This is a genomic window from Streptomyces sp. NPDC091292, from assembly GCF_044757265.1.
In the GTDB taxonomy this organism is placed as follows: domain Bacteria; phylum Actinomycetota; class Actinomycetes; order Streptomycetales; family Streptomycetaceae; genus Streptomyces.
In genome coordinates, this window is the sequence record NZ_JBIVUQ010000001.1 from 887,540 (window position 1) to 913,325 (window position 25,786).

Annotated in this window: 33 protein-coding genes; 24 read left to right on the forward strand and 9 right to left on the reverse strand. The window is 67.4% G+C overall.

Going from position 1 to position 25,786, the window contains the following annotated elements; genetic code table 11:
* The first annotated feature begins 2 nt into the window (after nt 1–2).
* From ACIQNU_RS04420 to ACIQNU_RS04500, 17 genes are all read left to right on the forward strand, one after another.
* Nucleotides 3–383: a hypothetical protein gene (locus ACIQNU_RS04420; protein ID WP_401360766.1), complete on the forward strand. Its 381-nt coding sequence runs from the start codon at nt 3–5 to the stop codon at nt 381–383.
* Entirely contained in the window at nt 383–721 is a 339-nt protein-coding gene (locus ACIQNU_RS04425; protein ID WP_401360768.1) for a head-tail adaptor protein, read from the forward strand. The genes ACIQNU_RS04420 and ACIQNU_RS04425 overlap by 1 nt, the downstream gene beginning before the upstream one ends.
* Nucleotides 721–1,056, forward strand: a complete 336-nt coding sequence (locus ACIQNU_RS04430) for an HK97 gp10 family phage protein (protein WP_401360770.1) — start codon at nt 721–723, stop codon at nt 1,054–1,056. Before ACIQNU_RS04425 ends, ACIQNU_RS04430 begins: the two co-directional genes overlap by 1 nt.
* The gene (locus ACIQNU_RS04435; RefSeq protein WP_401360772.1) at nt 1,056–1,262 is read left to right on the forward strand and encodes a hypothetical protein; all 207 of its coding nucleotides are present in this window, start codon (nt 1,056–1,058) and stop codon (nt 1,260–1,262) included. Before ACIQNU_RS04430 ends, ACIQNU_RS04435 begins: the two co-directional genes overlap by 1 nt.
* A complete protein-coding gene (locus ACIQNU_RS04440; RefSeq protein WP_401360774.1) occupies nt 1,255–1,518 on the forward strand; it encodes a hypothetical protein in 264 nt (87 codons plus the stop codon). The genes ACIQNU_RS04435 and ACIQNU_RS04440 overlap by 8 nt, the downstream gene beginning before the upstream one ends.
* Complete coding sequence (locus ACIQNU_RS04445; RefSeq protein ID WP_401360776.1) at nt 1,518–1,886, forward strand: RyR domain-containing protein; 369 nt, start codon at nt 1,518–1,520, stop codon at nt 1,884–1,886. Before ACIQNU_RS04440 ends, ACIQNU_RS04445 begins: the two co-directional genes overlap by 1 nt.
* Nucleotides 1,879–2,067 carry a hypothetical protein gene (locus ACIQNU_RS04450; RefSeq protein ID WP_401360778.1) on the forward strand — a complete coding sequence of 63 codons (189 nt, stop codon included), beginning with the start codon at nt 1,879–1,881 and terminating at the stop codon, nt 2,065–2,067. Before ACIQNU_RS04445 ends, ACIQNU_RS04450 begins: the two co-directional genes overlap by 8 nt.
* 4 nt (nt 2,068–2,071) lie before the next feature.
* The gene (locus tag ACIQNU_RS04455) at nt 2,072–2,503 is read left to right on the forward strand and encodes a hypothetical protein (protein ID WP_401360780.1); all 432 of its coding nucleotides are present in this window, start codon (nt 2,072–2,074) and stop codon (nt 2,501–2,503) included.
* Between the two features lie 10 nt (nt 2,504–2,513).
* Nucleotides 2,514–3,104 carry a phage tail protein gene (locus ACIQNU_RS04460; protein WP_401360781.1) on the forward strand — a complete coding sequence of 197 codons (591 nt, stop codon included), beginning with the start codon at nt 2,514–2,516 and terminating at the stop codon, nt 3,102–3,104.
* 101 nt (nt 3,105–3,205) lie between these two features.
* Complete coding sequence (locus ACIQNU_RS04465) at nt 3,206–3,619, forward strand: hypothetical protein (RefSeq protein ID WP_401360783.1); 414 nt, start codon at nt 3,206–3,208, stop codon at nt 3,617–3,619.
* 14 nt (nt 3,620–3,633) lie between these two features.
* Nucleotides 3,634–4,023: a hypothetical protein gene (locus tag ACIQNU_RS04470; RefSeq protein ID WP_401360785.1), complete on the forward strand. Its 390-nt coding sequence runs from the start codon at nt 3,634–3,636 to the stop codon at nt 4,021–4,023.
* A gap of 15 nt (nt 4,024–4,038) precedes the next feature.
* Complete coding sequence (locus tag ACIQNU_RS04475) at nt 4,039–9,831, forward strand: peptidoglycan DD-metalloendopeptidase family protein (RefSeq protein ID WP_401360787.1); 5,793 nt, start codon at nt 4,039–4,041, stop codon at nt 9,829–9,831.
* 1 nt (nt 9,832) lies between these two features.
* Nucleotides 9,833–10,804 (forward strand): phage distal tail protein, encoded by a 972-nt coding sequence (locus tag ACIQNU_RS04480; protein WP_401360788.1) that lies wholly within the window; start codon nt 9,833–9,835, stop codon nt 10,802–10,804.
* A gap of 9 nt (nt 10,805–10,813) precedes the next feature.
* Complete coding sequence (locus ACIQNU_RS04485) at nt 10,814–11,989, forward strand: siphovirus ReqiPepy6 Gp37-like family protein (RefSeq protein ID WP_401360790.1); 1,176 nt, start codon at nt 10,814–10,816, stop codon at nt 11,987–11,989.
* Between the two features lie 2 nt (nt 11,990–11,991).
* Nucleotides 11,992–13,008 (forward strand): hypothetical protein, encoded by a 1,017-nt coding sequence (locus tag ACIQNU_RS04490; RefSeq protein ID WP_401360792.1) that lies wholly within the window; start codon nt 11,992–11,994, stop codon nt 13,006–13,008.
* Nucleotides 13,009–13,030: 22 nt separating this feature from the next.
* Entirely contained in the window at nt 13,031–15,631 is a 2,601-nt protein-coding gene (locus tag ACIQNU_RS04495) for a glycosyl hydrolase family 28-related protein (protein ID WP_401360794.1), read from the forward strand.
* Nucleotides 15,632–15,645: 14 nt separating this feature from the next.
* Complete coding sequence (locus tag ACIQNU_RS04500) at nt 15,646–15,915, forward strand: hypothetical protein (protein WP_401360796.1); 270 nt, start codon at nt 15,646–15,648, stop codon at nt 15,913–15,915.
* A 331-nt stretch (nt 15,916–16,246) separates the two neighbouring features.
* Here ACIQNU_RS04500 and ACIQNU_RS04505 read toward each other — a convergent pair whose 3' ends face one another.
* Nucleotides 16,247–16,678 (reverse strand): helix-turn-helix domain-containing protein, encoded by a 432-nt coding sequence (locus ACIQNU_RS04505; protein WP_401360798.1) that lies wholly within the window; start codon nt 16,676–16,678, stop codon nt 16,247–16,249.
* A gap of 254 nt (nt 16,679–16,932) precedes the next feature.
* Nucleotides 16,933–17,724, reverse strand: a complete 792-nt coding sequence (locus ACIQNU_RS04510) for a hypothetical protein (RefSeq protein WP_401360800.1) — start codon at nt 17,722–17,724, stop codon at nt 16,933–16,935.
* 186 nt (nt 17,725–17,910) lie between these two features.
* On the opposite strand from ACIQNU_RS04510, the gene ACIQNU_RS04515 reads away from it, so the two are divergent.
* The 4 genes from ACIQNU_RS04515 to ACIQNU_RS04530 are packed head-to-tail and all read left to right on the forward strand — an operon-like array spanning nt 17,911 to nt 19,947.
* Nucleotides 17,911–18,702 carry a peptidoglycan-binding protein gene (locus ACIQNU_RS04515; protein ID WP_401360801.1) on the forward strand — a complete coding sequence of 264 codons (792 nt, stop codon included), beginning with the start codon at nt 17,911–17,913 and terminating at the stop codon, nt 18,700–18,702.
* 18 nt (nt 18,703–18,720) lie between these two features.
* Nucleotides 18,721–18,978 (forward strand): hypothetical protein, encoded by a 258-nt coding sequence (locus tag ACIQNU_RS04520; protein WP_401360803.1) that lies wholly within the window; start codon nt 18,721–18,723, stop codon nt 18,976–18,978.
* A gap of 37 nt (nt 18,979–19,015) precedes the next feature.
* On the forward strand, nt 19,016–19,282 hold the full coding sequence (locus tag ACIQNU_RS04525; RefSeq protein ID WP_401360805.1) for a hypothetical protein: 267 nt from the start codon (nt 19,016–19,018) through the stop codon (nt 19,280–19,282).
* Nucleotides 19,279–19,947, forward strand: a complete 669-nt coding sequence (locus ACIQNU_RS04530; protein ID WP_401360807.1) for a collagen-like protein — start codon at nt 19,279–19,281, stop codon at nt 19,945–19,947. The genes ACIQNU_RS04525 and ACIQNU_RS04530 overlap by 4 nt, the downstream gene beginning before the upstream one ends.
* Here the strand turns inward: ACIQNU_RS04530 and ACIQNU_RS04535 are convergent.
* The 6 genes from ACIQNU_RS04535 to ACIQNU_RS04560 all read right to left on the reverse strand — a co-directional run bounded on the left by ACIQNU_RS04535 (nt 19,944) and on the right by ACIQNU_RS04560 (nt 23,485).
* Nucleotides 19,944–20,654: a hypothetical protein gene (locus ACIQNU_RS04535; RefSeq protein ID WP_401360809.1), complete on the reverse strand. Its 711-nt coding sequence runs from the start codon at nt 20,652–20,654 to the stop codon at nt 19,944–19,946. The genes ACIQNU_RS04530 and ACIQNU_RS04535 overlap by 4 nt on opposite strands.
* 149 nt (nt 20,655–20,803) lie before the next feature.
* A complete protein-coding gene (locus ACIQNU_RS04540) occupies nt 20,804–21,085 on the reverse strand; it encodes a hypothetical protein (protein WP_401360811.1) in 282 nt (93 codons plus the stop codon).
* A 460-nt stretch (nt 21,086–21,545) separates the two neighbouring features.
* Nucleotides 21,546–21,716, reverse strand: a complete 171-nt coding sequence (locus ACIQNU_RS04545) for a hypothetical protein (protein WP_401360813.1) — start codon at nt 21,714–21,716, stop codon at nt 21,546–21,548.
* Nucleotides 21,717–21,722: 6 nt separating this feature from the next.
* A complete protein-coding gene (locus tag ACIQNU_RS04550; protein ID WP_401360815.1) occupies nt 21,723–22,046 on the reverse strand; it encodes a hypothetical protein in 324 nt (107 codons plus the stop codon).
* A 100-nt stretch (nt 22,047–22,146) separates the two neighbouring features.
* Nucleotides 22,147–22,560, reverse strand: coding sequence for a hypothetical protein (locus ACIQNU_RS04555; protein WP_401360817.1), 414 nt, complete (start codon nt 22,558–22,560; stop codon nt 22,147–22,149).
* 361 nt (nt 22,561–22,921) lie between these two features.
* Nucleotides 22,922–23,485: a hypothetical protein gene (locus tag ACIQNU_RS04560; protein ID WP_401360819.1), complete on the reverse strand. Its 564-nt coding sequence runs from the start codon at nt 23,483–23,485 to the stop codon at nt 22,922–22,924.
* A 114-nt stretch (nt 23,486–23,599) separates the two neighbouring features.
* On the opposite strand from ACIQNU_RS04560, the gene ACIQNU_RS04565 reads away from it, so the two are divergent.
* Genes ACIQNU_RS04565 through ACIQNU_RS04575 form a run of 3 tightly spaced genes read left to right on the forward strand, consistent with a single transcriptional unit; the run spans nt 23,600 to nt 25,073 of the window.
* Entirely contained in the window at nt 23,600–23,851 is a 252-nt protein-coding gene (locus tag ACIQNU_RS04565; protein ID WP_401360821.1) for a hypothetical protein, read from the forward strand.
* Nucleotides 23,848–24,888 carry a tyrosine-type recombinase/integrase gene (locus tag ACIQNU_RS04570; protein WP_401360823.1) on the forward strand — a complete coding sequence of 347 codons (1,041 nt, stop codon included), beginning with the start codon at nt 23,848–23,850 and terminating at the stop codon, nt 24,886–24,888. The genes ACIQNU_RS04565 and ACIQNU_RS04570 overlap by 4 nt, the downstream gene beginning before the upstream one ends.
* Nucleotides 24,885–25,073, forward strand: coding sequence for a hypothetical protein (locus ACIQNU_RS04575; RefSeq protein WP_401360825.1), 189 nt, complete (start codon nt 24,885–24,887; stop codon nt 25,071–25,073). Before ACIQNU_RS04570 ends, ACIQNU_RS04575 begins: the two co-directional genes overlap by 4 nt.
* Before the next feature lie 65 nt (nt 25,074–25,138).
* Here ACIQNU_RS04575 and ACIQNU_RS04580 read toward each other — a convergent pair whose 3' ends face one another.
* Nucleotides 25,139–25,585, reverse strand: coding sequence for an excalibur calcium-binding domain-containing protein (locus ACIQNU_RS04580; RefSeq protein WP_401360827.1), 447 nt, complete (start codon nt 25,583–25,585; stop codon nt 25,139–25,141).
* Nucleotides 25,586–25,786 lie beyond the last annotated feature (201 nt).

Sequence of the window (25,786 nt, forward strand, 5' to 3'; positions counted from 1 at the left end):
CGATGTCCTACGCGACCGTCAGCGACCTGGAGGCGTGGCTCGTACCCGAGCCTGCGCCGGAGAACGCTGTGCGCCTGCTGGCTCGGGCGTCGACGGCGATCGACCGGGCGCTGTACGGCCTCGCGTATGACGGTGACGACCCGGACGTGAAGCGGACTCTGACGGACGCGTGTGTGCGGCAGGTGCAGTGGCTGATCGACCGTGACGATGAGACGGGCGCGCAGGACGATTTGGCGTCGATGAGCACCGGGCAGCGGTCTTTCACTCGGCGGGCGTCGAAGGACGGGTCTGCCAGCGGCACGTCGGCACGGCTGACGCAGTCGGCTGCGGATGTTCTGCTGACCAGCGGCCATTTCCCGGGTTTCGTCTGGACGTGGGGCTGATGCCGTACAACATCGGCCGCCAGACGGTGACGATCCTGGATGCGCCGCTCATCGAGGGCGGATACAACACGCAGGTCCGCGACTGGGATTCAGCGGTGGAGACCGAGGTGCGGCGGGCGACTGTCGACTACACGGGCTCGACCGAGACGGAGAACGCATCAGACCAGACCACCACCATCGCCCGCTTGTTCATGCCGCCGCGCGCCCCGCAGGTGACGGAGTGGATGCGGGTCCGCTGGCAGGGCCGCGACTGGGATGTTGACGGGGTTCCGGCAGTGCCGGAGGCGTCCGGGCCGGTGTCGGGGCAGGTCGTTGATCTCAAGGAGGTGGCGGGCTGATGGCCACCCGGGTCGAGATCCGTGCCGATGTCGACGAGGAAGCCGTGCGCTCTCTCGCGGTCAGTGACGAGGTGCAGGCGGACATGCGGCAGCGCTTGGACCGCGTCGTCGAGGTCGCGCAGGCCACTGCTCCCGTTGACACGGGCGAGTACCGGTCGAAGATCCACCGCGTGGGCGGGCACGACAACGACGGCACCAACCACGTCGACGCCGACGCCGAGCACTCCATCTACGTCGAGTACGGCACCCGGCAGACCGACCGGCACGGGCGCCGCATCCACCTGCCCCACCACACCCTCGGACACGCACTCGACGCCGCAGGAGGCGACCACTGATGAGCGGTGACCTCAACACCGACCGGGCTGAGCTGCATGGTCTCCCTCCTGAAGTCCAGAGCCTCGTCCACGTCGTCGACCAGATGCGGGACGGCTGGACGGCGGCCGACTCGGAGGTTCGCGACCTGCTCTGGTGCCACGTCCATACCGCCAGTGAAGCCGTGTGGAACCGCCTGTTCACCGACAAGGAGAAGTGCAATGCCTGACCAGAAGCCCACCGTCGGGCGCATCGTCCACTACGTGAGCCACGGCACCCCGGTCCGCGAGGACGGTACCCGGGCATTCTCGCCGCAATGCCGTGCCGCTGTCGTCACCGAGGTCGACGACACCGAGCGGTACCGGGTCGGGCTCGCCGTCCTCAACCCGACGGGCCAGTTCTTCCATTCCCTGGGCGCTGGCGGGTGCATGGCCGATTTCACCGAGAACCAGGGCGGCACCTGGCACTGGCCGGAGCGTGCCTGATGTCTGACGAGAAGGCTCTCGAAGGCACCGCCCGCGTGTGCCACGCCGCCAACCGCGCTTGGCAGATCGCGACGGGCGACCCCGCCGTGTCCCCGCCTTGGGACGACGCTCCTGATTGGCAGCGCGCCAGCGCAATCGACGGCGTCCGCAAGGCGCAGGCCGGAACGACGGGCGAGGAACTGCACCAGGCGTGGTGCGACTTCAAGAACCGGGACGGCTGGGTGTACGGCCCGGTCAAGGACGAGGCGGCCAAGACCCATCCGTGCCTTGTGCCTTACCACGAGCTGCCTGTCGAGCAGCGTCGCAAGGACGCCCTGTTCGCGGCCATCGTTGCCGCACTTACCAGCGAGGAGACCCACGATGGCTGACGGCGACACCGTAAAGATGAAGCTCACGTTCTGGCGCGGCGACAAGAAGCCGGGCGACGTGATCGACGTTCCCGTCGACGAGGTCCACAGGTGGAAGGGCTTCGCCACGCAGGTCGACGAGCCGAAGCCCACGAGCAAGACGGTTCCTGCCGTGACGGCCGAGACACTGAAGGCGAAGTAGCCCTGTGGCCACGCCGGTTGCCCTCCCCGACGGCAAGAAGATCGCCATAGACCTGCTCGCCGCCGCCATGCCCGACGTACAAGTCTCCTCGAAGACGCCCGAAGGGCGGGCGCTGAATGCCGCGCTGCCTGCCGTGCGGGTACTGCGGGTCGGCGGGGTCGCGGACGTGCGGGGCTGGGCGGACCCGGCGAACCGCGACAACCCGCGCCTCTCCCTCGACTGCTACGCCGCCACCGAGGACGGCGCCATGCGACTCGCACAGCGGGTGTGCGCCGAGTGGGAGCTGCTGCCCGGCCGCGCGACCGCCGACGGGATTGTCACTGGCGTCAGCCAGGAGACCGGACCCCAGGACCGACCCGAAGAGCCGAACACCGGGATCACCCGTGTCGGCATGACTGTGGGGATGAGCGTCAGCCCACCCCGAGTGACCAGCTAGGAGGCCCGTCGTGGGCGACGCAGCAAACATCATCGTCGGCACCGCCGGCAAGGCATACCGAGCCGAGGTCGGAGCCACGTTCCCGACCGGGCCGGAAGAGGCGTGGGGGACGGGCTGGACCGACCTGGGCTTCATCACTCCGGATGGCCTGGAGGAGGCTCTGGAGGAGGAGCGCACGCAGCTCGACGCGTGGGGCGAGGACGCCCCGGTCGTGGACCTGGCGAAGAAGAGGACGCAAACCTTCAAGCTGGTGTTCCGGGAGACGAACGCCTACAACCTGTCGCTCTACTACCAGGTGAAGTTGGCGGCGATGACGTCCACGGCGGCGGTGACTACACCCGTGGCCAAGAAACAGTTCATCTCCTTCGGTTCCGGCTCGGTCGCGGACACGGTAGAGATCGCCCTCGGACTGGACGTGATCATGTCGGGGAAGCGGCATCGCATCGGCATCGCCCGCGCTGGTGTGTCCGACCGGGAAGCCGTCAAGCACTCCGCCGACGACTCCTCCAACTTCGGCCTCACCTTCACCGCCCTCGCAGCCCCCGGCGGCGCCCAGTCGGTGCAGCACTTCATCACCGACGTCACCCTCCCGACCCCGTAACCCGCTGACTGGTGATCCGCTGCGCCCATCTCCTGGGCGGGGGCGGCACAGCGGATCACCTGACAAGCCCCCGCCCCGCCCCCGCCTGAGAAAGAACCGCCATGTCGAAGCCCAACCGCAAGGTCATCCGCCTCCAGCAGATGCGCGCCCAGCGCGCCGAGGCCGCAGGAATCAAGTACGTCGACGTTGTCTTCGAGAACGAGCATGGCTACGAGGAGACCTGCACCCTCCTCACCCAGGACAACTGGCCCGTCGAGGTCATCGAAGAGGTCGAAGGAAAGGGCGGAAACGCCAACATCAACGTCCTCCGCGAAATCGCTTCCCCGCCGGAGGCATTCGACCGCCTCGTCAAGGTCGCCAAGCTCACCGTCGGCGAACTCAAGGACCTCATCGATCAGATGGATGGCGAGGCGGGCACCGACCAGGGGGAAGGCTCCGGCTCCTCGCCCTCCTCCGAGAGCACGCCGGGAGCCTCCGCGCCGACATCCAGCGCTACTACCCCGGCCGCCGCCTAGATGAGTTCTGGGCCATGTCCTGGGGCGAGGGGTCCATGAACTGGGCCGAACTCCGGGACTTGGTGGACGCCCTACCGGAGGACTCCGCGACCAAAGCGGCAGCCTCCGGCGACATGGAGGGGCGGCGCTGGACACAGCAGACCTACATCGGTGCCGCCCAATACAACGCTCTGATCATGCTCGTCCGGATCCTGTGGACTGCCCACCTCAAAGGCCAACCACCAGACCTCGACGTCATCCAACCACCCCGCCTCGCCGCCGACGACACCCGAGCCGAACTCGAAGCCGCAGGCCGCGGGTACAGCGAAGCCGTCCTCAACCAGTACTCGCCCGGCACAACCCCGCCCGATCAGGCGGAGATCGACCACTGGGCAGCGAAGATCCGCGAACTCGAAACGCAGTAAGAGGGGAGGGGCAGCATGCCCGAAGCCACCGTCGTCGGACGGACGCGGGTATCGCTCACCCCCGACACCTCGCGCTTCGGCCCCGAACTGCTCGCCGAACTCCCCAAGGCGGTCCGCCCTGGCGCCGTCGCCGCCGGCGACGAGATCGGCGACATCCTCACCCGCAAGGTGCGGACCGCCGTCGAAAAACTGCGGCCCGTCATCAAGGTCGGCCTCGACCTCGACACCGCCGCCACAAAGACCAAGCTGGACAAGCTGACCGCCCCGCGGACCATCAGCCTGTCCCTCGACCTCGACACCAAACCGGCGGAGACGAAGCTCGACAAGCTCACCGCGGACCGCACGGTCAAGGCGAGAGTCCAGCTCGACGATACGGCGGCCCGTACCGGTCTCGACAGGCTCACCCAGCCACGCACGGTGAAGGTGAATGTCGACGTTGACGAGGCTGGGGCGAAGCAGCGCCTTCAGGGGATCCTTGGGCAGCGGACCGTTGACATCCTCCCCAGGGTTCAGCAGGCGGCGTACAACACGACGCAGCGGCAGTTGGACCGGCTGGTCAAAGACCGTGTCGTCAAGATTCGCGCGTCGGTTGATACGCGTGTCGGGGCGCAGGAGATACAGAACCTGGTGCGGCGCCAGCGGGTACGTATCGGCATTGATGTTGATACGCGGGTCGCTGCTGACGACATCGCCAACCTCACCCGGCGTCGAACTGTTGCGGTCACGGCACGGGCGAACACGGCAGCGGCGAACACTGCGCTGAACCATGTGGCCCGGGACCGGACTGCGAATATCCGCATCCGCACGCTGGGGCTCAGCGCGCTGACCGGCCTCGGCGGCGACGGTGCGGGCGGTGGCGTGTCGTCGCTCGGCGGCAGCATCCTCAAGCTGACAGCGGCGGCGGTAGGGGCGCTCCCGACGGTCGCGTCACTGGGCAGTGCGATTGCGCAGCTCGGGCCGCTCGCCGCGACCACGGCGCCCATGCTGACCACCCTCGGCCTCTCCGCCGCGACGTTGCTGGTGGGGTTCAAGGGCGTCGGCGGCGCGATCAAGGAAGCGTTCGCTCCCGCCCCAGCTCAGGCACTGGCGGCGGCGTCTGGGACGCGCCAGGTGGAGACGGCGCAACGTTCACTCGCCCAGGCTCAGCGCAGCGTCGCCGACGCGGAACGGTCTCTCACCCAAGCCCAACGGGACGCCCGGCAGGCACAAGACGCCTTGTCGGCCGCACGACGGCAGGCCACCCGCGACCTGGAGGACATGAACCAGCGCCTCCGCCAAGGCGCCCTCGACCAGAAGCAAGCCGCGCTCGACATCGAACAAGCCGAACTCGACCTCGCGAAGGTTCGGTCGGATCCGACGGCGACGCAGCTCCAGATCCAGCAGCAGGAACTCGCCCTCGAAAAGGCACGCGCCGCCGCCGACGAACAGGCCCGCCAGCAGAAACGCCTCACCGCAGACACTGCCGCCGCGAACAAGGCAGGGGTCGACGGGTCGGATCAGGTTGTTGCCGCGCGGGACCGGATCCGTAAGGCGGGCGAACAGGTCGCGCAGCAGGAACGCGCCGTACAGGACGCCCACCGGGCCGTCGCGGACGCCGCACGCTCCGTCGCCAACGCTCAGACCAGCGCGGCCACGCAGACGAGCAAGGTCAACGAAGCACTCGCCAAACTCAGCCCGAACGCGCGCTTGTTCGTCGGGGCGTTGCAGGCAATGGCACCCGCCTGGACCGGGCTACGGCTCGACGTCCAGGACCGCCTGTTCGCCGGGATCGGCACCCGCCTCCAAACCGTCGGCGCATTGATCCTCCCGACCGTCCAGGCCGGGCTCGGAGGCATCGCCGACGAACTCAACCGCATGGCGCGGTACGGGTTCGACGCCGTCGCGAACCTGGAAAAGACGGGGCAGTTGAAGGGCGTGTTCGACGGCGTCCAGTCCAGCCTCGGCAACCTCAACCGCATCCCCGGCCAACTCCTCACCGGCCTCGCACAACTGAGCATCGCCGCACAGCCCGCATTCGACCGCATGACGGCCGGGGCCGCGTCGGCGATGGACCAGGTCATGGCGAAGCTCGCCAAGGGCCTGGAGAACGGGAAACTCACCGACGCCATCAACGCCTCCCTCGATGTGGCGATCAGCTTTGGGCATGTACTCGCTGACGTCGGCGGCCTGATCCGGGGGATCACACAGGCCGCGGCCGGGGGGCAGGGAGATTTCTTCGCGACGATCGGCGCCACCATCAAGGAGCTGCGGCGCGTCGTTGAACTGCCCGAAGTGCAAGACGCCCTCAAGCAGATCTTCACCGCAGTGTCGGCGATCGTCGGGCTCCTCGCCGGCGCTCTCGGGCAGGCCATCCAAGCGGTCCTGCCGATCCTCGCCGCACTCGCCCCTTTCATCGTCCAGGTCGCGGACCTGCTGGCCCCGGTTATCCGCGACCTGATGCAGACCCTCAGGGAGGCGCTGCTACCGATCGGGAAGGCTCTCGGCCCGATCCTCGTACTCGCGGCTCAGGCGGCGATTGCGCTCGTTGGTGCACTTTCGCCACTTCTGCCCGTAATAGGCGATCTTGTCGCTCAACTGCTACCTGCGGTCGAACCTTTGTTCGATTTGTTGGTCACGATCTTCGCTGCGCTTACCCCTGTCGTTCGGGACGTGGCGGGCATGCTCGGCCCGATCTTGACTCCCGTCATCTCCGGCTTGACCGAGATCATCGCCGAGCTTGCGGAGCAGTACGCCGTCGCATTCCTCGACCTGCTCCAGCAACTCCTCCCCGTACTGCCCCAGTTGATCCCGAGCTTCATCCTGATGGCCGAGTCCCTGGGTGACATCCTCACCCAGCTCGCACCCCTGCTGCCGCAACTCCTGCTGCTCAGCGTCCAGATGGCGACCGAGCTACTGCCCGCGCTGCTGCCGCTGATGCCACCGCTGATCGAATTCACCGACCTGATGACCCGCCTCGCGACCTGGGTCATCACACAGGTCGTCATCCCGGCCATCCAGCAGATCGTCTCCGACCTCGCCCGGCTGAAGGAGGGCTTCCGCCCGGCGATCGACGCGGCGAAGTGGCTCACGGAGAAGATCGCCGGGCACTTCCGGTGGCTGTACGACATCCTCCTCGGCCACTCGATCATCCCCGATATCGTCAACGGCTCCATCCGCTGGTTCACCAGCCTGTGGCGGCGCGGCGTGCAGATCTTCCGCGACATCCGCGACGGCATCGCCGACACCTGGCGCTCCCTGTGGAGCACCGTCGGCCGCGTCGCCTCAGGCGCGATGGACGACGCATTCGGCGGCCTCGGACGCTGGGCAGGCCGCATGGTCGGCGCGTTCCGCGACCTCCGCGAAAACATCGGCAAGGTCTGGAAAGGAATCGAAGACAAGGTCGGCGGCCCGGTCAAGTTCTGGATCCAGACCGTCTACAACAAGGGCATCGTCGGCGTCTGGAACCACACCGCCGCACACCTCCCAGGCGTACCCGACCTCAAACCCATGGGGCTCCCGAAGGGCTTCGCGCGCGGCGGCATCCTCCCTGGCTTCAGCACCTTCCGGCAGGGCGACGACCAGTTGGTCCCCATGCGCCGCGGCGAAGGCGTGTACGTCAGCGAGGCGATGCGCGACCCGTATGAGCGGGCCCGGCTCCACGCCGTCAACCAGGCCGCCATGGCGGGGCGTTCGCTGTCCCAGTTCCGGGGGTTCGCGGGCGGCGGCATCCTGGGCGACATCGGCTCCGGCCTGTCCAGCATCGGCTCCGGTATCGCGTCCGGCGTCGGTAAGGCCCTCGGCAAGGGCGCCGACGTCGTCCGAGGCGGCTTCGCCGACCTCGCCGCGAGCGCATTCAAGCCCGTCAAGTCCGGCATCAAGAAGGCCCTCGGCTCCAACACCAGCACCTGGCCCGGCATCGTCGGCGGCCTGCCCATCGGCCTGATCGACAAGGCCATCGACTACATCCGCGGCAAGGACATCCCGGAGTCGACTGGCAAGTGGCTCAAGCCGGTCAACGCGGGCTACGGCACCCGCTTCGGTGTCCGCGGCCTCATGTGGTCGTCCGGCAGGCATACGGGCCTCGACTTCCCCGCACCGACAGGAACGAAGATCCGGGCCGTCGACAACGGCACCGTCGCCTCCGTCCAGTCCGGCGGGCCCTACGGGAAGCACATCACCGTCAACCACGGCGGCGGCCTCGCATCCCTGTACGCGCACATGTCGGCGATGGCCGCCCGAGCAGGGCAGGGCATCAAGCGGGGCGCCCGCATCGGCTCCGTCGGCGCCACCGGCAACGTCACCGGCCCCCACCTCCACCTTGAGGCACGCCTCAACGGCAAAGCCGTGGACCCGATGCTCTATCTCACGGGCGGAGGCGACGGCGGATCTGGGGTACAGCGATGGACAGGCGTTGTCCAGCAAGCCCTTGGCCAGCTCAACCAGTCCATGGGCCTGGTCTCCACCACTCTGCGCCGCATGAACCAGGAGTCCGGCGGCAACCCGCGCGCCGTCAATCTGTGGGACTCCAACGCGAAGGCCGGGTATCCGTCGACAGGGCTGATGCAGGTGATCCGGCCGACGTTCCGGGCTTACGCGGGGAAGTACCTGAAGACCGGCCCGTTCATGTACGGCGTCAGCGTCGACCCGATGGCCAACGTGTACGCATCGATGCGGTACGCACTCAAGACCTACGGCAGCCTGTCCCGGGCCTACAACCGCCCCGGCGGATATGCGCTGGGCGGCATCATCGGCGGCGTCCGCATCAGCCGTGGGGTACCCCGAGGCGGCGGGTACGCCGGCGGCGGTGTCATCAAGGTCGGCGGCAAGCGCATCGACACAGGGCCGATCGCAGCGTCCGTCGGCTCGGACTTTCTCAAGCAACTCGCCGGGACGGCGTCCGCTATCGACTCGGCGATGTCGAAGGTGGCCACGGCCATCAAGAACGCGTTCAAGGGCGTGAAGACCACCCTCGACGACAGGCTGCTGAAGCAGATCAGTGTTGCCAACAAGCAGCTCCAGAATCTGGCCAAACAGCGTGACGCCATCACGGCGAAGATCGCCGCCGCCAACCAGTTGGCCGCCGATGCCACGGGGCAGGCCGTCCAGTTCACCTCGATGACCGGCCTCCCCAACGGCGGCAACACCTTCGACGCGGGCGGCATCCTCAGCGGACTCAACGTCCGGCTCGGCCAACTCAAGACGTTCGGCGCCAACCTGAAGACCCTCGCCGACCGGGGCCTGTCGAAGACGCTGCTTCAGCAGATCATCACCGCAGGGCCCGAAACAGGCGCCGCCTACGCTCAAGCGCTGGTCGATGCAACCCCCGACCTGTTCAAGCAGATCAACACGACGCAGGCGAGCATTGACAAGGCCACGGGCGCCTTTGGTAAGGACGCCGCAGACGCCATGTACGACGCTGGCGCCAACTCCGGCAAGGGGTATCTGACGGGCCTGGCCTCGACGCAGAAAGCGATCGAGGACCAGATGAAGAAGATCGCCAAGGCGATTCAGAAGACCATCAAGGTCGAACTCAAGATGGCGTCCCCGTCAAAGATCCTCAGAGGTCTCGGGCGATTCACCGGCCTCGGCTACGTCCAAGGCGTCGATGACACCGTGCCTCAAGCACAAGCCGCAGCCGCCCGCATGGCCGCCGCCGTCCGCAGAAGCGCCGCCGCAACCGCAGCCCGAATCCAGACCAGCTCCACCGTGAACAACGCCGGCGACCGGCACCTCCATTACAACGCTGCCGTCCGCGAGGTCGCCTCCCGCAAGAGCATCCTCGACGCCCTCGCCGTAGACGACATGCTGCACCGAACGGTGGTGGTCTGACATGCCCATCCTCGTCCCCCCGGTCTACATCCCGCCCGAGGAGCGGCCCGGCGTTCCCTGGCCCACCCTCATCAACCAGATGCCGCAGGTCAGCTTCACCGACCCGCGAGGCGTAACGACTCACCTGTCGGACTGGGAGAACGGCTGGCTCCTCCAGCCCGGCGCCAAGGGCCTCGACATGCCCGGCTACCAGTTCTCGACCGACGAGTCACCGGGCATCGACGGCTATGCCCTGCGTGACGTCCGCGCCAACGGCAAAGAGATCATCCTGCCGGTCGCGTTCTGGGCCAACGACAGCCGGGCCGCCTACCTTCAGCGGCGCCGGGCCTTCATCAACTCGCTCAACCCCAAGCGCGGCGTCGGCACCCTCATTCTGACCCAGCCAGACGGCGACACCCGTAGCGTCGGCGCCTACTATGCCGACGGCCTCGAAGGCGACGAAAGCCTGGACGCGGCGGGGGAGCGGTGGTGCATCAACGCCATCACGTTCGGGGTGCCGTCCCCGTACTGGACCGGAGCCCCCGTCACTCACAACTGGAAGGCAGGAAGCAGCGCCGAGTTCTTTCCGGTCCTGCCGCTCATCGTCGGAGACTCGCAAGTCCTCGGCGAGGTCATTGTCCTCAACCCGGGCGACGACGTCGCCTACCCCGTGTGGACGGTCAAGGGCCCGGCGACCAGCATCACGCTCACCAACACGATCACCATGGCAGAGGGCGGCGTCACCGGCACCATGACCCGCACCCTCGCCCTCACCCGCTCGATCACGGGTGCCGACACGATCGTCATCGACACCCGGGAGCGCCGCCAGACCGCCCTCCTCAACGGGACGACGAACCTGTGGCCAGACCTCAGCGACGCCTCCGAGCTGTGGCCGCTCGAAGAAGGCGACAACGCCCTCAATTTGCTCGTGGCCGGCTCGACGTCGGCGACCAGCGTGTCCATGACCTACCAGCCCCGCTACCTGGCGTCGTAGGGGGTGACCATGGAATCGACCGCACTGCGCGTCTACGTCCGCGACAGCACTCTCAAGCGTCTCGGTCAGGTCGCCGAGTACACCGACCTCACTGTCGTGCCCCGGTTCAATGCCATCGGTGCGATGACAATGGCGATCTCCGCAGACTCGCCGATCGCTCCACTGCTGGTTGAAGGCAACGGGCTGGTCGTGAAGACGGCGTCCGGGCAGACCGTCATGTCGGGGCCGATCCGCACCCCGGACTGGTCCCGCTCCGAGTCCGACGCCGGGAACGGCAAGCTGACCATCGGCGCCGTGTCCGATGATGAGGTGCTGGCCCGGTACGCATGCTGGCCATCACCTGGTTCAGCGATCGGATCACAGACCGCCTCCGTCTACAAGATCAGCGCCACGGCGGCGGAGACCGCGATGCGAACCCTCGTCAACGTCAACGCCGGACCCGGCGCCCTCACGTCCCGCCGGAACCCGCTGCTCACGCTCGCCCCCAACACGGTCCTCGGCCCGGCCGTGACCCGCGAGGTCAACCAGTTCGACAACCTCCTCACCGTCCTCCAGGACATCGCGGGCGCGGCAGGGCTCGGGTTCCGCGTGGTGCAGGTCGGATCCGCACTCCAGTTCCAGGTGTTCCAGCCAGCCGACAAAACTGGTACGGCCCGCTTCAGCTTCGGGCTCGGCAATCTCACCGACGCCAGCTACTCGACCACCCCGCCGACATGCACTCGGGCCATCGTCGTCGCCGGGGGCGGCACGTCCCCACGAGTCTGCAAGACCTACGACCGCACAGACCCTCTATGGCCCGGCCTCGTCCTGGAGCAGTTCGTCGATCAGACCTCCGTCGACACCGCCTCCGTCGACCTCGCCGCACAGATGGACCAAGCCGGAGAAGAAGCACTCTCCAACGGCGCCGGTCAAGGTTCGCTATCGATCTCGCCGATCGACCTGCCGCTGCTCCGGTACGGCCGGGACTACAACGTCGGCGACACCGTATCCGCCCAACTCCGAGGCGGGACTTGGTACACGGACGTCGTCCGCGAGGTCACTCTCACCAGCTCCGCGGGCGGCTCGTCCACGAAGGCGACTGTCGGCGGCGACTCGTCCAATGGCGGCACGGTGGCCCGCATCTACTCGTACATCGCCCAGGTCAAGAAAGACGTCGGGCGCCTCAAGACACGGAAGGCGGCCTGACTATGGCTGAGTTCTCCGCGCCGTTCGACGGCTCACCGATCAACACTCAGCTCCAGTGGTCTCGCATGGCCCGTCGATGGGGCCTCGACGGTGTGCACGCCCAAGAGGCCGGAAGCACCGCCCTCAAGGTCACCGGCTCCGGCACCACCACGGTAGCCGTCGCATCAGGCCGGGCTTTCGTCGTCGGGTTCTACTACTTCCTCGACGTCACCAAAAACCTGACCGTGCCCCCCAACGCGGGCGGCACGGCACGCATCGACCTCGTCGTACTGCGCGCCGACCCCGTTGCGAAGAAGGTCAGCGCTGAGTACAAGACCGGCGGCGCGATCGCCCCTAGTCTCACCCAGGATGACTCCGGCGTTTGGGAAATTCCCCTCGCCCAATGCACCGTTGCCGCCGGATCCTCCGTCGTCACCGCCGCCAACGTGCAGGATCGCCGCTACCTCACCGACCGCGGCGTAGTGCCTGGTATCGCTGGCGCGCGCCCACCATCCATGAAAGGGCAGCTTCTCCTTGAGGACGGCAAGCTCTACGTCGGCGACGGCGCCGGATGGCTGTGGCTGGCAAGCGCAGGTGTCGACGACTCCACCTACACCCCGGTGTGGAACTCGTCGACGACCACCATCAACTGGGGTTCCGGCTCGACGAACATCGGCCGCTACCAGTGCGTCGGCAAAAGGGTCGACGTGACGATCCAGCTCATCCCGACCGGGAATCCGCCCGCGTACACCGAGCCGATCCAGGTCACGTTGCCACCCGGACTGCCCTGTACGAGCGCGTTCCGGTCGCTCTTCACGTGGAACTTCACCTCCGCCAACGGTGAGGGCTCGGCGACTGGTACAGGCATGACGTTCCCCACGACGGACGGCACCAACAAGATCGCGAGGCTTCGATACCCGACCTCCACCGGAAATACGACCAGCGACACCCCGAACTCCCACAACCTGCTGACGAACAGGCCGTTCGACATCCGCAAGGACGACGTCCTCACCATCGACGGCTCCTACTGGCTCGCCTGAGCCCACAGAAAGAGGTGACCCAGTGGCCCGACACCCGTTCGGCTCAAGTCCGGCCGACTACGCCATGGAGCGAGTCGGGAGCCAACTCCTCCTCCGCCCCGGCGCCGTCGGCACCGTATGGACCTCCCGTACAGGCGGCACCCAGCTCACCGACCTCACCGACCTGGCAGGCGCCCCCATCTCTCAGGTCACTGCCGACTCCGATGGCGGCGTCGCCTTCTACGGCCCCGACAACATCACCGCCTGCCACGTTGACTTCGGATACAGCCGCCGCTACACGATGACCGCGACCGACGTCGGTGAAGTCCTCAGCGACTTCAAGGGACAAGGCGGCCAGCCCGGCGGTTGGCTCCAGCTTGATGAAGCCGGCGGCATTCCCGCCCCGATGCTCAGTAGCAGCATCGACTGGATCGTCGCCACCACCGCCCCGTACAACGCCAAGGGCGATGGGGCCACTGACGACACCGCCGCCCTCCAAGCAGCCGTAGACGCCGCAGCAGCAGCCCGCACCACCATGTACATCCCGGCAGGCACCTACATGGTGTCGTCGCCGATCTTGTTGCCTGCGGGTGAGGGATACGCGCTGGCCGGGTCGGGTGGGGGGACCTCGTTGAAGCTGGCCAACGCGGCGAACTGCTTCGTGCTGGCGATGGAGGGGGAGGACACGCGGGTCATCATCCGCGACATGAAGATCGACGGGAACTGCCTGAGCCAGTCCACCGCCGGATCGTCCGGCGGCATCAACGCCGCAGGCGCGGTCGCCTGCCGCTTCGACAACATCCACTTCGTGGCGTGCCGAGACGACGCCCTCTACCTCGGCGGCCAGACCGGTGGCGCCTTCGGCCACAACAACCGGATCATCGGCTGTTTGTTCGACGGCTCTATGGCCTCCACCGGACCGGGCCGCGGTATCCACCTGAACAGCAACGACGAAAACCAGATCATCGGCTGCGACTTCGAATTCCTCGGCGGTTCCGGCGGCACCACCTGGGGCACCGCCGTGTGCATCCTGGACCGGGCGGGCACTCAGTTCATCGACGCTTGCAACTTCGTGGGTGGCGCCACGAACAACACCAAGGGCGTGCGGATACAGGACTGCTCGTCCACGAAGATCGTCGGGTCGAACTTCGACGGCACCGCAGGTGACTCGATCTTCATCGCCGGGACGAAGAACGTCGTCACCGGCTGCACGATCGTCTCGCCGGGCGAAGTCGGCACCGCCGGACAAGCTTCGGGTATTCACCTGGAGTACGGCGCTGCTCGGAACCTGATCCAGGGCAACTCGATTGTCTCCTCAACGACCGCAGGCAAGACACGCAGCCTCATCCGCGAGGAAGCCTCCGGGAACGCCGGGTTCAACCTCATCAGCGGAAACGTGCTGACGACCGAGGGGGCACTGGCTGTCGGCCTGACGGAACTGGCGGGCAAGTATTCGATGGTGCGGGCCAACATGGGCGCGCCCGGATCGATCATCCCGGACCGTTCCGGGCTGTACGTACCTGCGGACTGGGGCCGCTTCTGGCGGGCCAAGCGAGATGCGGCCGGCGCCGGGTCCGGCATCGCGCGGATCGTGACGTTGGGCGGCTCGGCGACACAGGGCATGTACGCGTCCAACCCGCGCACCAAGTCGTGGCCGGGAGTACTGGCCACGACCCTTCAGGGCCAGTACGGGGATGGCGGGAGCGGCCTACAGCAGACGTCCCTGTCGTCTACGATCCTCGCTGCCGGTGACGCCGCAGCCCTCGCCGCATGGACGACAGCGGGCGCGGTGGTGACACAGACCGGTACGTGGACGCAGGGCGGTTCGAAGTACGGGCCCGGCGCGAACTACATCTACTCCGACGTCACCGGGAACACCCTGACGTTCAAGGCGCGCGGCACCACCGTCAAGATCTACACGGTGACCGGGTCGGGCACCCGCCCGGCGATGCTGTACTCGATCGACGGCGCCGCCGACGTATCCGTCGCCCAGCCGTCCGGCACCGCCGCCATCCAAGTCACCACGATCACCGGCCTGTCGAATACGACGCACACCGTGGTCCTCAAGGTCGGCACCGCCACGACCGGGCAGTACCTGAGCGTCTGCGGCGTCACCGGAGAGAACACGACAGGCGTCGTCGTCAACAACTGCGCCCTCGCCGGCGCCACCTCGGCGACGTTCGGAAACAACGCGACGACCGCCCTGAACGCCACTTGGAACGGTGGTGTCGACTACCCCGGTGACCTCGTCATCTACACAGCGGGTCCGAACGACGCCGCCTCGAACACTGTGGGCGACACGTGGGCGGCGAACGTCGCGAAGTGGTTGAAGGCGGTGAAGGACACCGGTACGGCATTGGGGGACTGTGACATCATCATCGCTCTGCCGCACCTGGGGACGCATGACGTCACGAACTTCAAATACCAGGACTACGCGATCCGAGCGCGCGGCCTGGCGGAGGCCTACGGGTGCGCGTTCGTCGACTGGTGGACCATCGGCCGGAACTCCTGGCAGTACTGGAACAGCCTCGGCTACTGGGGCACGCCAGCAGGTACGGGGGCCTCGGGGACGGACGGCGTGCACTTGTCGGACGTGGGGTTCCAGGCAATGGCCGACGTGCTGCTGCCGTTGGTGACGAGCTGACTCGGGTGCGGATCATGGCGGATGGGGTGGCGGGCAGCATCGTGGGGATGCTGCCCGCGCTCAACGGGCTGATGGTGCAGGTGTCGGCGCCAGCCGGAGTCGACACGGCGGGCGTTCCGCCGGGTGGGGGTGTGGTGGGCTGGGTGCTGGTCGCCGACCCGGACGCCGCAGGTGGTGCGCGGCTGGAGCCGGTGTTCCTCGCGGGCGGCAGGGCGTGGACGCCGGATCAGTACCGGGTTGCAGCAGTTGGGTGTGCGGGTCGAGGGGGTCGGCTAGTGCGGTGACCGGAAAGGTTCACCGGGTCGGTACGTCGTCCCACGTCATGTGGGGCTCGCGCACGGGCCACTCGGCCATGCGTTCCACGCCGAGCCCGACCGACTGTCGGACCGCCTCGTCTGTGGTGCAGGGGCCGCACACGTCGATATCCCGGTCAGGGACGGCGCGGGACGCTCCATCCTGGTCATATCCGTTGATCAAAGGGCCATGGCAGCGAGGGCACCGAGTCTCCATGAACTGACCGTACCGAGGCAGCACACTCTCCCGGGCCCAATTGGGGCGCGACGTACACCGACCCGGTGAACCTTTCCGGTCACCGCACTAGTCGGACAGAGTCCGTCACGCGCCACGTTCTGCTCCCTTGTCGGCGTCGAGGACGGACACCACTCGGGCACCCGGTGCTGTGAACGCCAGTTCACGGTCGTTGTAGAGGCACAGCCAGCCGTTCGGATCGATCTCGGACTGGTCGCAGGTGACGGCCTGCACGGTCCCGTTGTCCAGAGCGACGTTGTACACGCGCCGCACGGGTGCGGTCGCGTCGTCCGGGTCGGGGGACATGAGATCCGCAGCCGTCGTACCCAGCGCGTCGGCGAGGGCGACGAGATCGTTGACGGTGACGCGGCGGCGCCCCCTCTCGATCGCCCACACAGACATCGTGGCCAACCCGCTCCCCGCCTTGAGTCGGGTTGTGAGGCGTTCCTGGCTCAATCCGCGAGCCTTCCGCAGCCGCCTTACATTCGCTGCCACCACCTGCTCCGGAGTCTCAGGCATCGCCGACCTCCTGGGCCAGGCGCCCTAGGGTTTTGTCGGAGACGAGGAAGCAGCAGCCGCAGGGCTGCACGACCCAGGCGATATCAAGCGTGGCCGGACGCTCCGAACTCGTGCCGCCGGTCACGCCCCCGCCGCAGTCTGGGCAGGGCCCCAACTCGCTGTCGGGTGGCGCGAGTCCCGCGTCAACTTGGGCGGCGGCAAGAGCGAGCGGGGCCAACTCGCCGAAGGGGAGACGGCGAACCGGATCCAGGTGGTCAGGCATCGCCGATTTCCTTGCCGTCGATGAGGATGCGGTCGCAGTGCAGGGTGAGGGTGACAGCACCGCCCGGGACGCCGGGGCCATGGGGCTCGACGACTACTGGCTTCTCCGCGCTGACGGCGGGAACCCGACCGTCAACGCTGATCTTTGACTGTGTGTCGCCCACGAGGACGAACCCCCGGTCTACGCGATCACCGAGCGGGAGACTTGCCGCGCCAGTCACTTCGATTGCGGGCAGAACGGTGCGCTCCACAGGGCATTCGGGGTGCGGGTGCACCTCTTCCCCGTTCTCCTCGTAGCACAGGCCGCAGTCGAGGGGGCGGGGGGTGGTCTCAGTCGCCGCCACGCGGCGCACTGACTTGATGAGGTCGAGCAGTTCCTCAGACGATGACGGCACATGGCCCGCGTTCTCCCAGCGCCTGAAGATGAGCTGCAAGGTGTCGAGGGCGACACGGTCACGGCCGGGTGCGGGCGCCGGGAACGCACGCCGGTTACGGCCGAGTGACGTATCGCCGATGCCCGGCACCGCAAGCAGTTCCTCGTCCGTCAGCCGCCGTACATCGGCCAGCGAATGACCATGGAAGTGCAGAGTGTGCGCTATCACGATGGCCTTCCGTCCGCCGCCGAGGGCCTGAACGAGCGCAGTCTCGCCGCCGCGAAGGAGGCCATCAGCGGTATCAGGCGCTGGGCAGTCGAGGCGGGAGCAGGTGACATGCCCGCCTTCGCCGAGGAAGAGGCTGCTGCCGCCACAGGCGGGGCAGTGGCCCTGAACATTATTCATGGGCATCTCCGGTGCGGGTGGTGCGGGTTGGGGCGGCGGGCCGGACCCGCACAGCCGGGCCCGCCGCGAGGGGTCTGAACCGGCGACGGGACCCCGCTCGGAGCATAGCCCACAACCTTTGAAACGTAGGCTATTTGGGTGATGTGGCCTATGATTCAAAGGTCAAGAGTCGGGATGGATCCCGGAGGACCGATGAAGCTCATCACCCGCCAAGACCTCGGCTGGCCCACATCCGCCGCGCCGACACAGACCACCACCAAAGGCGTCAAGGTCCACTACGAAGGCACCGCCGTCAGCGGCAAACTCCTCACCGACCACAACGCATGCGTCACAGAGTGGAAGAACATCCGCAAGAGCCACCTTGCGAACAAGACCGAGGGCTACTCGGACGTCGCCTACAACTACGCCGCCTGCCCCCACGGTTACCTCCTCGAAGGACGCGGCATCGGCCGCCGCACCGGGGCGAACGGCAACCAAGACCTGAACCGCGCGCACTACGCAATCGTTGGCCTCGTCGGATCCTCCGGGCTCACCGAGCCGACCGACGCCATGCTCGACGCGATACGCGACGGCATCGAACTCCTCCGCAAGCACGGCGCAGGCAGCGAGATCAAAGGCCACCGCGACGGCTACGCCACCGCATGCCCCGGCGGCCCCCTCTACACGTGGGTCCAGAAGGGCGCGCCCCGCCCCGAGGACGGAACTCCGCCGCCCCCCAGCAAGCCGCCCGCGAAATACCAGCCGTTCCCAGGCGCTAGCTGGTTCGTCATGGGCCGCAGGTCCCCGATCGTGCTGGCCATGCGGAAGCGGCTGATCGCCGTGGGCTGCGGGCGGTACCAGTCCACCAAGAACCCCGACGTAATCGGCACCGGCGACAAGGCCAGCTACGAAGCCTGGCAGCGCAAGTGCGGTTACACCGGGGCGTCGGCGACGTGGCCGCCCGGCCCCACCACCTGGAACGCCCTCAAAGTCCCCAAGCAGTAACCCCCGGAAGGAACCGTCATGTCTGACCTCAACCTCCCCGACCCGCGCACCGTCGTGAAGACCGCAGGCGCCTACGGCCGCGACCTCGCCGAGCGCACCCTCGCCACGTTCCTCCAGGCGTTCATCGGCGGCATCGTCGTCACCCAGCCCCTCGACGGCAGCATGTGGTACGCCGCCGCAGCCGGCGGAGTAGGCGCCGCGCTCGCCCTCCTCAAGGGCCTCGCCGCCCGCCTCCGATCCGTGACGAACTCGGCGAGCCTCGCCCGGGACATCTGACCCTGCCCCGTGAACATGCCGAGGGGACGGTGGTGGCGTGGACGCGGCCATGGTGACGGCGATCGCAGCACTGATCGGCGGGCCCCTGGCCGCGTGGGGCGTCATGCACGGAAACCGCGGCGCGAACAGGGCAGCCCGGGAGGGCAACGCGGTGACCGGATTCAACAGCCTCACGGATCAACTCCAGGAGGAACGGACGGAACTTCGGAGCGACCTCGCCGCCGTGCGCGCCGAGCTGGAGACGGAACGCCTGGAGTCCGCACGACTGCGGCTACTCGTGCAGCAGCTCGGAGGGACGCCATGACCCGCACCGAGATCGTGCTGTACCGCAACCGGCGCCTACTCCTTCTCACCGCCATCCTGCTCACCCTCGGCGGCGGCGTCGCCCTCTCGCTGTTGCTGATCCACAGGGAGGCGGACGCACGGGCAGAGGTGGCGCGGGAGGCTGACCTGCGCGGCACCGCGGTATCGACGCTGGCGGGCGACGTGAGGGCGCTGCGGGAGCAGATCAAGGCCGCAGGAGAGACCCCCGCAGCACCGGACCCCGCCACCGCGGTCGATGACCTCCCTGCGCGAGCCGCCATTCCGGTGCCGATCCCCGGGCCCCGCGGCGCGACCGGACCGTCCGGAACACCAGGTACTCCAGGCCCATCCGGGGCACCGGGGAAGAACGGCGCGGACGGAGTGCCGGGAACTGCCGGCGCGACCGGACCAGCCGGACCCTTGGGTGCGACCGGCCCTGCGGGACCGACTGGACCGGCCGGACCACCGGGGCCCACCGGAGCGGCAGGGCGAGACGGAAAGGACGGGCAGACCTGCCCCGACGGCTACTCGCTGCGGCCACCGCCTAGCGACCCGGATGCACTGGTCTGCCGCCGCGAGACCGCCCCACAACCGGCCAAGGGACCCAAGGAGAAGGGCGTGCTGCTGTCAATGGCACTCGACCCGCAACGACGCCAGTACGCCTAGTAGTTGCCCTCCATGCCCCTCTCCAGCTTCGCCAACTCCGGCCCGGAATCCTTGGCAGGCACCTTCCAACGGAATGTCGCGCCCGCCCCGTCCGTGTAGACGAGCGCGCCACCATCCGCCTGCTCCTGGGTCAAATCGAACGCCACTGTGTCCCACTTGAACGCGCCAGCCGGAATCATCCCGCCCCCAGCGAAACCCGACGGCGTAATGCTCGCCGCCCCACCCTCGCCCGCTTCGAGGGCCTCGCCGTCCGGGGCAATCCACTGCCAGCCGCCACCCTCAATCGGCGCGGACTCCGCCGCCCCACCAGAAGTCGCTTCATCCTTCACCGCGATGATCGCGTACACGCCATTCGCGGCCGTATACCCCATAGCGGTCTTCTGATAGACCACCGTCGTCGGAGTTACATCCAGCGGCTCGCTTCCAGGGCTGCCATCCGCCGGCGATTGGGCACCCACGGTCGAGACCGTAGTCCCGAACTCCAAGTCCACGGTCCCCTCGGTCCCGTCCCCGCCAGTCTCGGCGCCCTCGTCGGAGCAGTACTTCGTCCAGTCGGCCTGACTCACGTTCTCCGCCATGCAGTCGAAGTCGTCGGCCTTCGGCGTACTGGACTTCGGTGGTGAAGACTGCTTGCCGCCAGCGTCGTCGCTACCACCACTGCAAGCGGCAAGCGATGCGGCGAGCAGACAGGCACTGATGACCGACACGATGCGAGTACGCACAGATCCCCCCAGAGGTGACGCTACAGACCGATCACCGTAAGCCGACCGTAAAGAACATGTGAACGTCGTAGCCGATCCGTGACGATTCATCCGTCGCGGTCGTGCTCCGCTTCCACGCCGACGGCGGTCTTCAGTCATGGCGTGAGCTGTGGGTCTGTAACTTCCACCTCGCAAGCCACGTACCAGGGCTTGTGGCCTGCGGCATGGCATTCCAACGAGAGTCGTATCGGGGAATCGCGGTACTGACTTTGCCAGATCTCGCGATGACTGCACTCCGGCACCAGGGTGGAGGTGAGGGCGAACTTGTCCCAGTCGCCCAGGTTGATGGGGCGACTGGTGACGGTACGTCCGTCAGGGGACGCCTGGTCGATCCCAGGCTCGAACCGGTAGGGCCCGTAGATCGTCTGGTCGATCATCTCCTGAGTGACACGCCCCAACGGCGCATGCCTGTGCCCGTCATCGCGGATCCTCAGCACCACCCTGTCCAGTCCCGGAAGCCCCGTCGGCCCAACGAGAGAGATCAGCAGAGACGCGCGGCCAGTCCCCGCCCCGAGTTTCGTCGCCGTGATCTCGAACTGCGGCGTGAGTTCCGCGTGCCACCGGCCGGCCTCGATCCGCCCGAGCGCCTCCGCCGTCTCGTAGGCACGTTCCCCCGTCGCCTGCGCCTTCTACTCACGGAGTTCGCCCGGTGGGCTGCCGCCCAGGAGCCGACAGCGGCGACGGCGCTCAACGCCGCTGTGGTGAACCCGGCGATCTCCAGCCATGCAATGTCCATGCGCGGGAGGCTAACCGCAGACGACCCCATTCCCGCCAGGTAGCCTCACGCATGCTGGAGCCCGGCCCGCTTTCCTCGGGCCGGGCTCCGGTTTCGTGTGGCTACTGCTCGATGGCCGACGCGCGCTCCTGCTCCTGCCAGTCGATGCGCAGGTTGCGCAGTTCGTCGCAGATCCCGTCGTACACGGCGCGAGCCCGGTTGTACGCTTTCTTCGCGTCCTCGGCGTCCGCCTCCAGGCGGCGGCGCTTCTCCTCGTATTCCTCGCGGGTCATCAGGTGTCAACCCTTCTTGTGGTAGATCCGCTTGTGCTTGGCGACGCTGGCTTTCGCTCCCCGGTAGCCGGGCGTGGTGGTGCACTCGTCGCACTCCACCCAGTCTGTCTCCTTGCTCTTGATGGCGGCTTCGGTGACAGAGTGCTGGGGCCCGTAGCCGTGAGCGTGGAGGAAGTGCGGGACGCTGCCTTCGTATTTGAGGGCGATGAGCGCGGACTCGGCAGTCTTGTCGTGGCCTTGGGCGAAGAACTTCCCGAGGCCGGCCTCACGGCCGCAACCGCACCAGCAGTTGCCGGTCGGGATGAGGCGGGGCTTGTCATCGTTGGGCATGCATTCAAGATAGCAAGTCAAGACTTGATGTCAAGGGTTAATGCCAAGACCCATCTTCACCTCGGCCCGGCCCGGGAGCGTCGGCCGGGCATGAAGTGGGTCAGGTCGTCCTCGGTAGGCGGATCGTCAGGGTGGGGAATCCGTCGGGGATGTCGTCGAGGTCGGATTCAGTGACGAGGTACATCAGTTCGTCGGGGTCGTCCGGGCCGTACCCGTGTGCCTCCATGAAGGCTTCGACGTCCGGGCGGTCGAGGAGGCCGGGGATCTCGGGGCAGTCCGGGTCGGCGAGTTCGTGTCCCGGGACCTGGTCGCCGGACTGGGCGGAGACGAGAACGACGGCCATGGTGTCCTCCAGGATGCGATCGATTGTCGTGCGGGCGATGCCGGTGAGGGTGTGGATGCGGTTCTTGCTGATTCCGGAGGTCGTGGCGTCGCGCACCATGCCGTCGCGACCGTCTATGGCCTGCCGGTAGTGGCTGAGGGCTTGTTCGGCGGCTGCGCGCCTCTCGTCCATCGTCATGCATCATACGCTGCATGTAGCGTTTGCTACAGTCAAGCGTTGTGAGAGGCAGCCTTGCGGATGGGCTCGGCGCAAGTACTCCCCCCGCCACTAGCGCATAACGTTCCCTTAGGCGCTAGAGGACGGCGGGGCGGGGGAGTTGATTCAGAATCGCGCCAGCCTGGCCGTGGCCCTGGCTGGCGAAGGGGCGGCGCTCTACGTTGGGTGCGTGAGGTCGCTCCCTGACCTGACTCCAACCTGGCGAGGCGCGGGCTGCAACGCAATCCCTTTGGCGAGGGGCGGTCCGCGCCTCGCTGCGTGCAGCGACACCGCACCCCAGTTGGACTCTCGATAACATGCAGTATCGCGGGCCGAGTCAGATCCGTTTGCGTGAGACCAGCCCCTGGTGGCCGTCCTCTTCGTCAGCCGGCTCGCCGAAGTGGGCGGTGTCCCAGTGGAGTAGGTCGGAGCAAAGCTTCCCAAGCCGTTCAGTCAGTTGCCACACTTCGCCGCTTTCTACGAAGGTGATCTCCGGGCGGTCGCTGTTGTGGGCGCCCTTGAGGGTCAGCCACTGGTAGGACTCGTCGTCGTAGATCCAGTAGCCGTGCAGGTACCGATTCCGCAGCCGAAATGCCTCCTCCGCCGTGTCCAAGTCCTGAGCGAGTGAGGTCTGGCATGACTCGGGCAGGTCCGAGATCCGGAGCTTGAGCCGGCAATGCTGCGTCAGCTTGCCGCCGGTTGCCACGGCCAGTTCGCTGTACGCCCTCTCCGCCTCAACGAGGTGCACGTAGATGCTGTGGAGGATGTACTCGGCCTCTGCTGCCTTCCGGGCTAGGAGCCCGAGGCCCACGGTGATGCTCAGCTCCTCATCGCCGACACCTGCAAGGAGATGGGGTATGGGCGGCTTGAAGCCGACGGAGTGTGCGCTGCTCTCGCTCATGTGGCCTCCGGGGTGCTGGCGAGGGTGTGGGGCCACTTTGTGGGAACGCCTGCCGCCGATCAACTCTATGGTTGATAATGACAGTTATCCAATACTGATCGCGGAGGAATTCACATGACTGGCACGGAGTACCACTGGCTCGTCACGCTCCAGTGGACGGACGCCCGGGGCATTACGAAGGCTCAGACCGGCGCGGGAACGATCACGGCTGGTGAGGGCGCAACTCGCCAGGGGTTGACGCTCGATGTCCTCAAGTACGCCCGCGAGCAAGTGGGGGCACTGGCTGATGCGGCAGTGCTGTGCTTCGTTTTGGAGCCGAACGCCCTGAAGCAACCGAAGCAGAACAAGGGGCAGACGGGACGGTGACCGACCTCGTCCCGCGCCCGTCGACAGAACTGTCGACCGACCGGCACGACCCCCGCGACGACTGGCCCGACGAAGCCCGCGCCCTCGCCGACCACCTCGCCGAGTTCTACGGCGACGCCGACCCGCTGCCCACCATCGCGGGCGGCTGGGTCGCCCGGCAGAAGTCCCGGCACACACGGCGGGCCTACGTCCGCACGTTCAAGTCCTGGGAGCAGTACGCCCGCAAGAGCAAGATCCACCCGCTCCAAGCGAAGCTGCCGCTCGCCGACGCCTACGCCAAGCACCTCGCCAAGACGCCCACACGCAAAGGCATGCCGCCCGCCGAGACGACGCAGGCGCAGGCCCTCGCCGCCGCCGGGAGCTTCTACACCTACGCCGCACGGTTGCAGGCCATCGACTCCGACCCGTTCGCCGCCGTCAACCGGCCCTACGTCGACCCCGACTACTCGCCGACTGAGGGGATGACCGAAGAGGAGACGGCGCGGCTCATCGAGACCGCGCGCGACTGGGCACCCCGCTCCTACGCCCTCGTCATGCTCCTTTACCTCACCGGCGCCCGCGTTGATGAACTGCTCTCCCTCAACGCCGACCAGCTCGGCTACGACCGAGGTCACCGCACGCTGCCCCTCACGCAGAAAGGCGGGAAGAAGAGGCCCGCTCCCGTGCCACCGCTCGCGCTCGACGCACTCCTCGGCTACCTCGGCGAGCGCACCGACGGACCGCTCTTCGTCACCGACAGCGGGCGACTGCGCCGCTGGACGCAGCCCGAAGTCTGGAAGCACCTCCGCGTCCTCGCCCGCCACGCAGGGATTCCGCAGGCCGGCAGCATCAAACCCCACACGCTGCGGCATCAATTCATCACCGACAACCTCGCCAACGGCGTGCCGCTGCAAGACGTCCAGGACGCCGTCTCCCACTCCGACCCGCGCACCACCCAGCGCTACAACCGGCGTCGGCGTCAACTCGACAACCACCCCGCCTACGCACTCGCCGCCAAACTCGGCGAGCGACTCCAAACGGCTGGGGAAGAGAAATGAGCGGCGACCCACCCGAAGGGAAACCAGAGGACTGGATGGAGATGTGGTTCGAGACGGGGGAGATCACCTGGCAGAAGCCGCTGTCGCCCGAGGCCATCGAGCGCATCCAGAAGCTGTACAGCAACCTCTTGGCAGAACAGCAACAGGAAGATGGGCGCAAGGCAGGCGAAGCCTCAGACGACTGACTCCCTTCGTGCCAGACTGCCGGTGGGCCCTCCTCGCATCCCCCGTCGAGGCGGGCCCGCTGCCGTTATTCGCAGCCGATGCCGTCGCCGTCGCGGTCGAGGTGCCGCCCGTAGCCGGGGTCGCCGACACGGACGGGTGCGGCTCCGGCGGCGCGGGCGGCGTCGCAGTTCCGGTAGTAGACGCTGCCGCCACCGCTGCCGCTGTCGTCGTTGCTCGACCCGCCGCCGCTTCCGCCTGTGCTGCCGCCTGCGGTGATGGTGACGCGGACCTTGACGGTTTCGGTGGCCGTGACGGTGGGTGCGGGTTCTGGCTCGGCAGTCTCCGTCGCGGTCGCGGTCGCTGTGACGGTGCTGGTCGCGGTGGGCTGCGGCTTGTCGTCGGCGACGGTCTTCGTCTGCGGGTCGCTGGCGCCGGCGGCCATGATGCCGATGATGAACGCGAAGCCGAGCGCGGGCAGCACGTAGCGCTTACGTGCCCATTTGGGCGCGGGTCTGGTGACCTGGGGCGGCATATACGGGTTGGTCAGTGTTCCCCCCTGCTTGTGGTGGAGGGATGACGGTAGTCGTCTGACTGGGCGCTCGTGGACGTATGGGGTAGTAGTCACCTGTCCGTGACGGGCGGTTGTGCGCCTGCGGACGCGGGCAGGAGCAGGTCGAGTTCGGGCCCGCACCGTAATCCCGGGCGTTGGTTGTCTGTCCTGCTGTCGGCCACT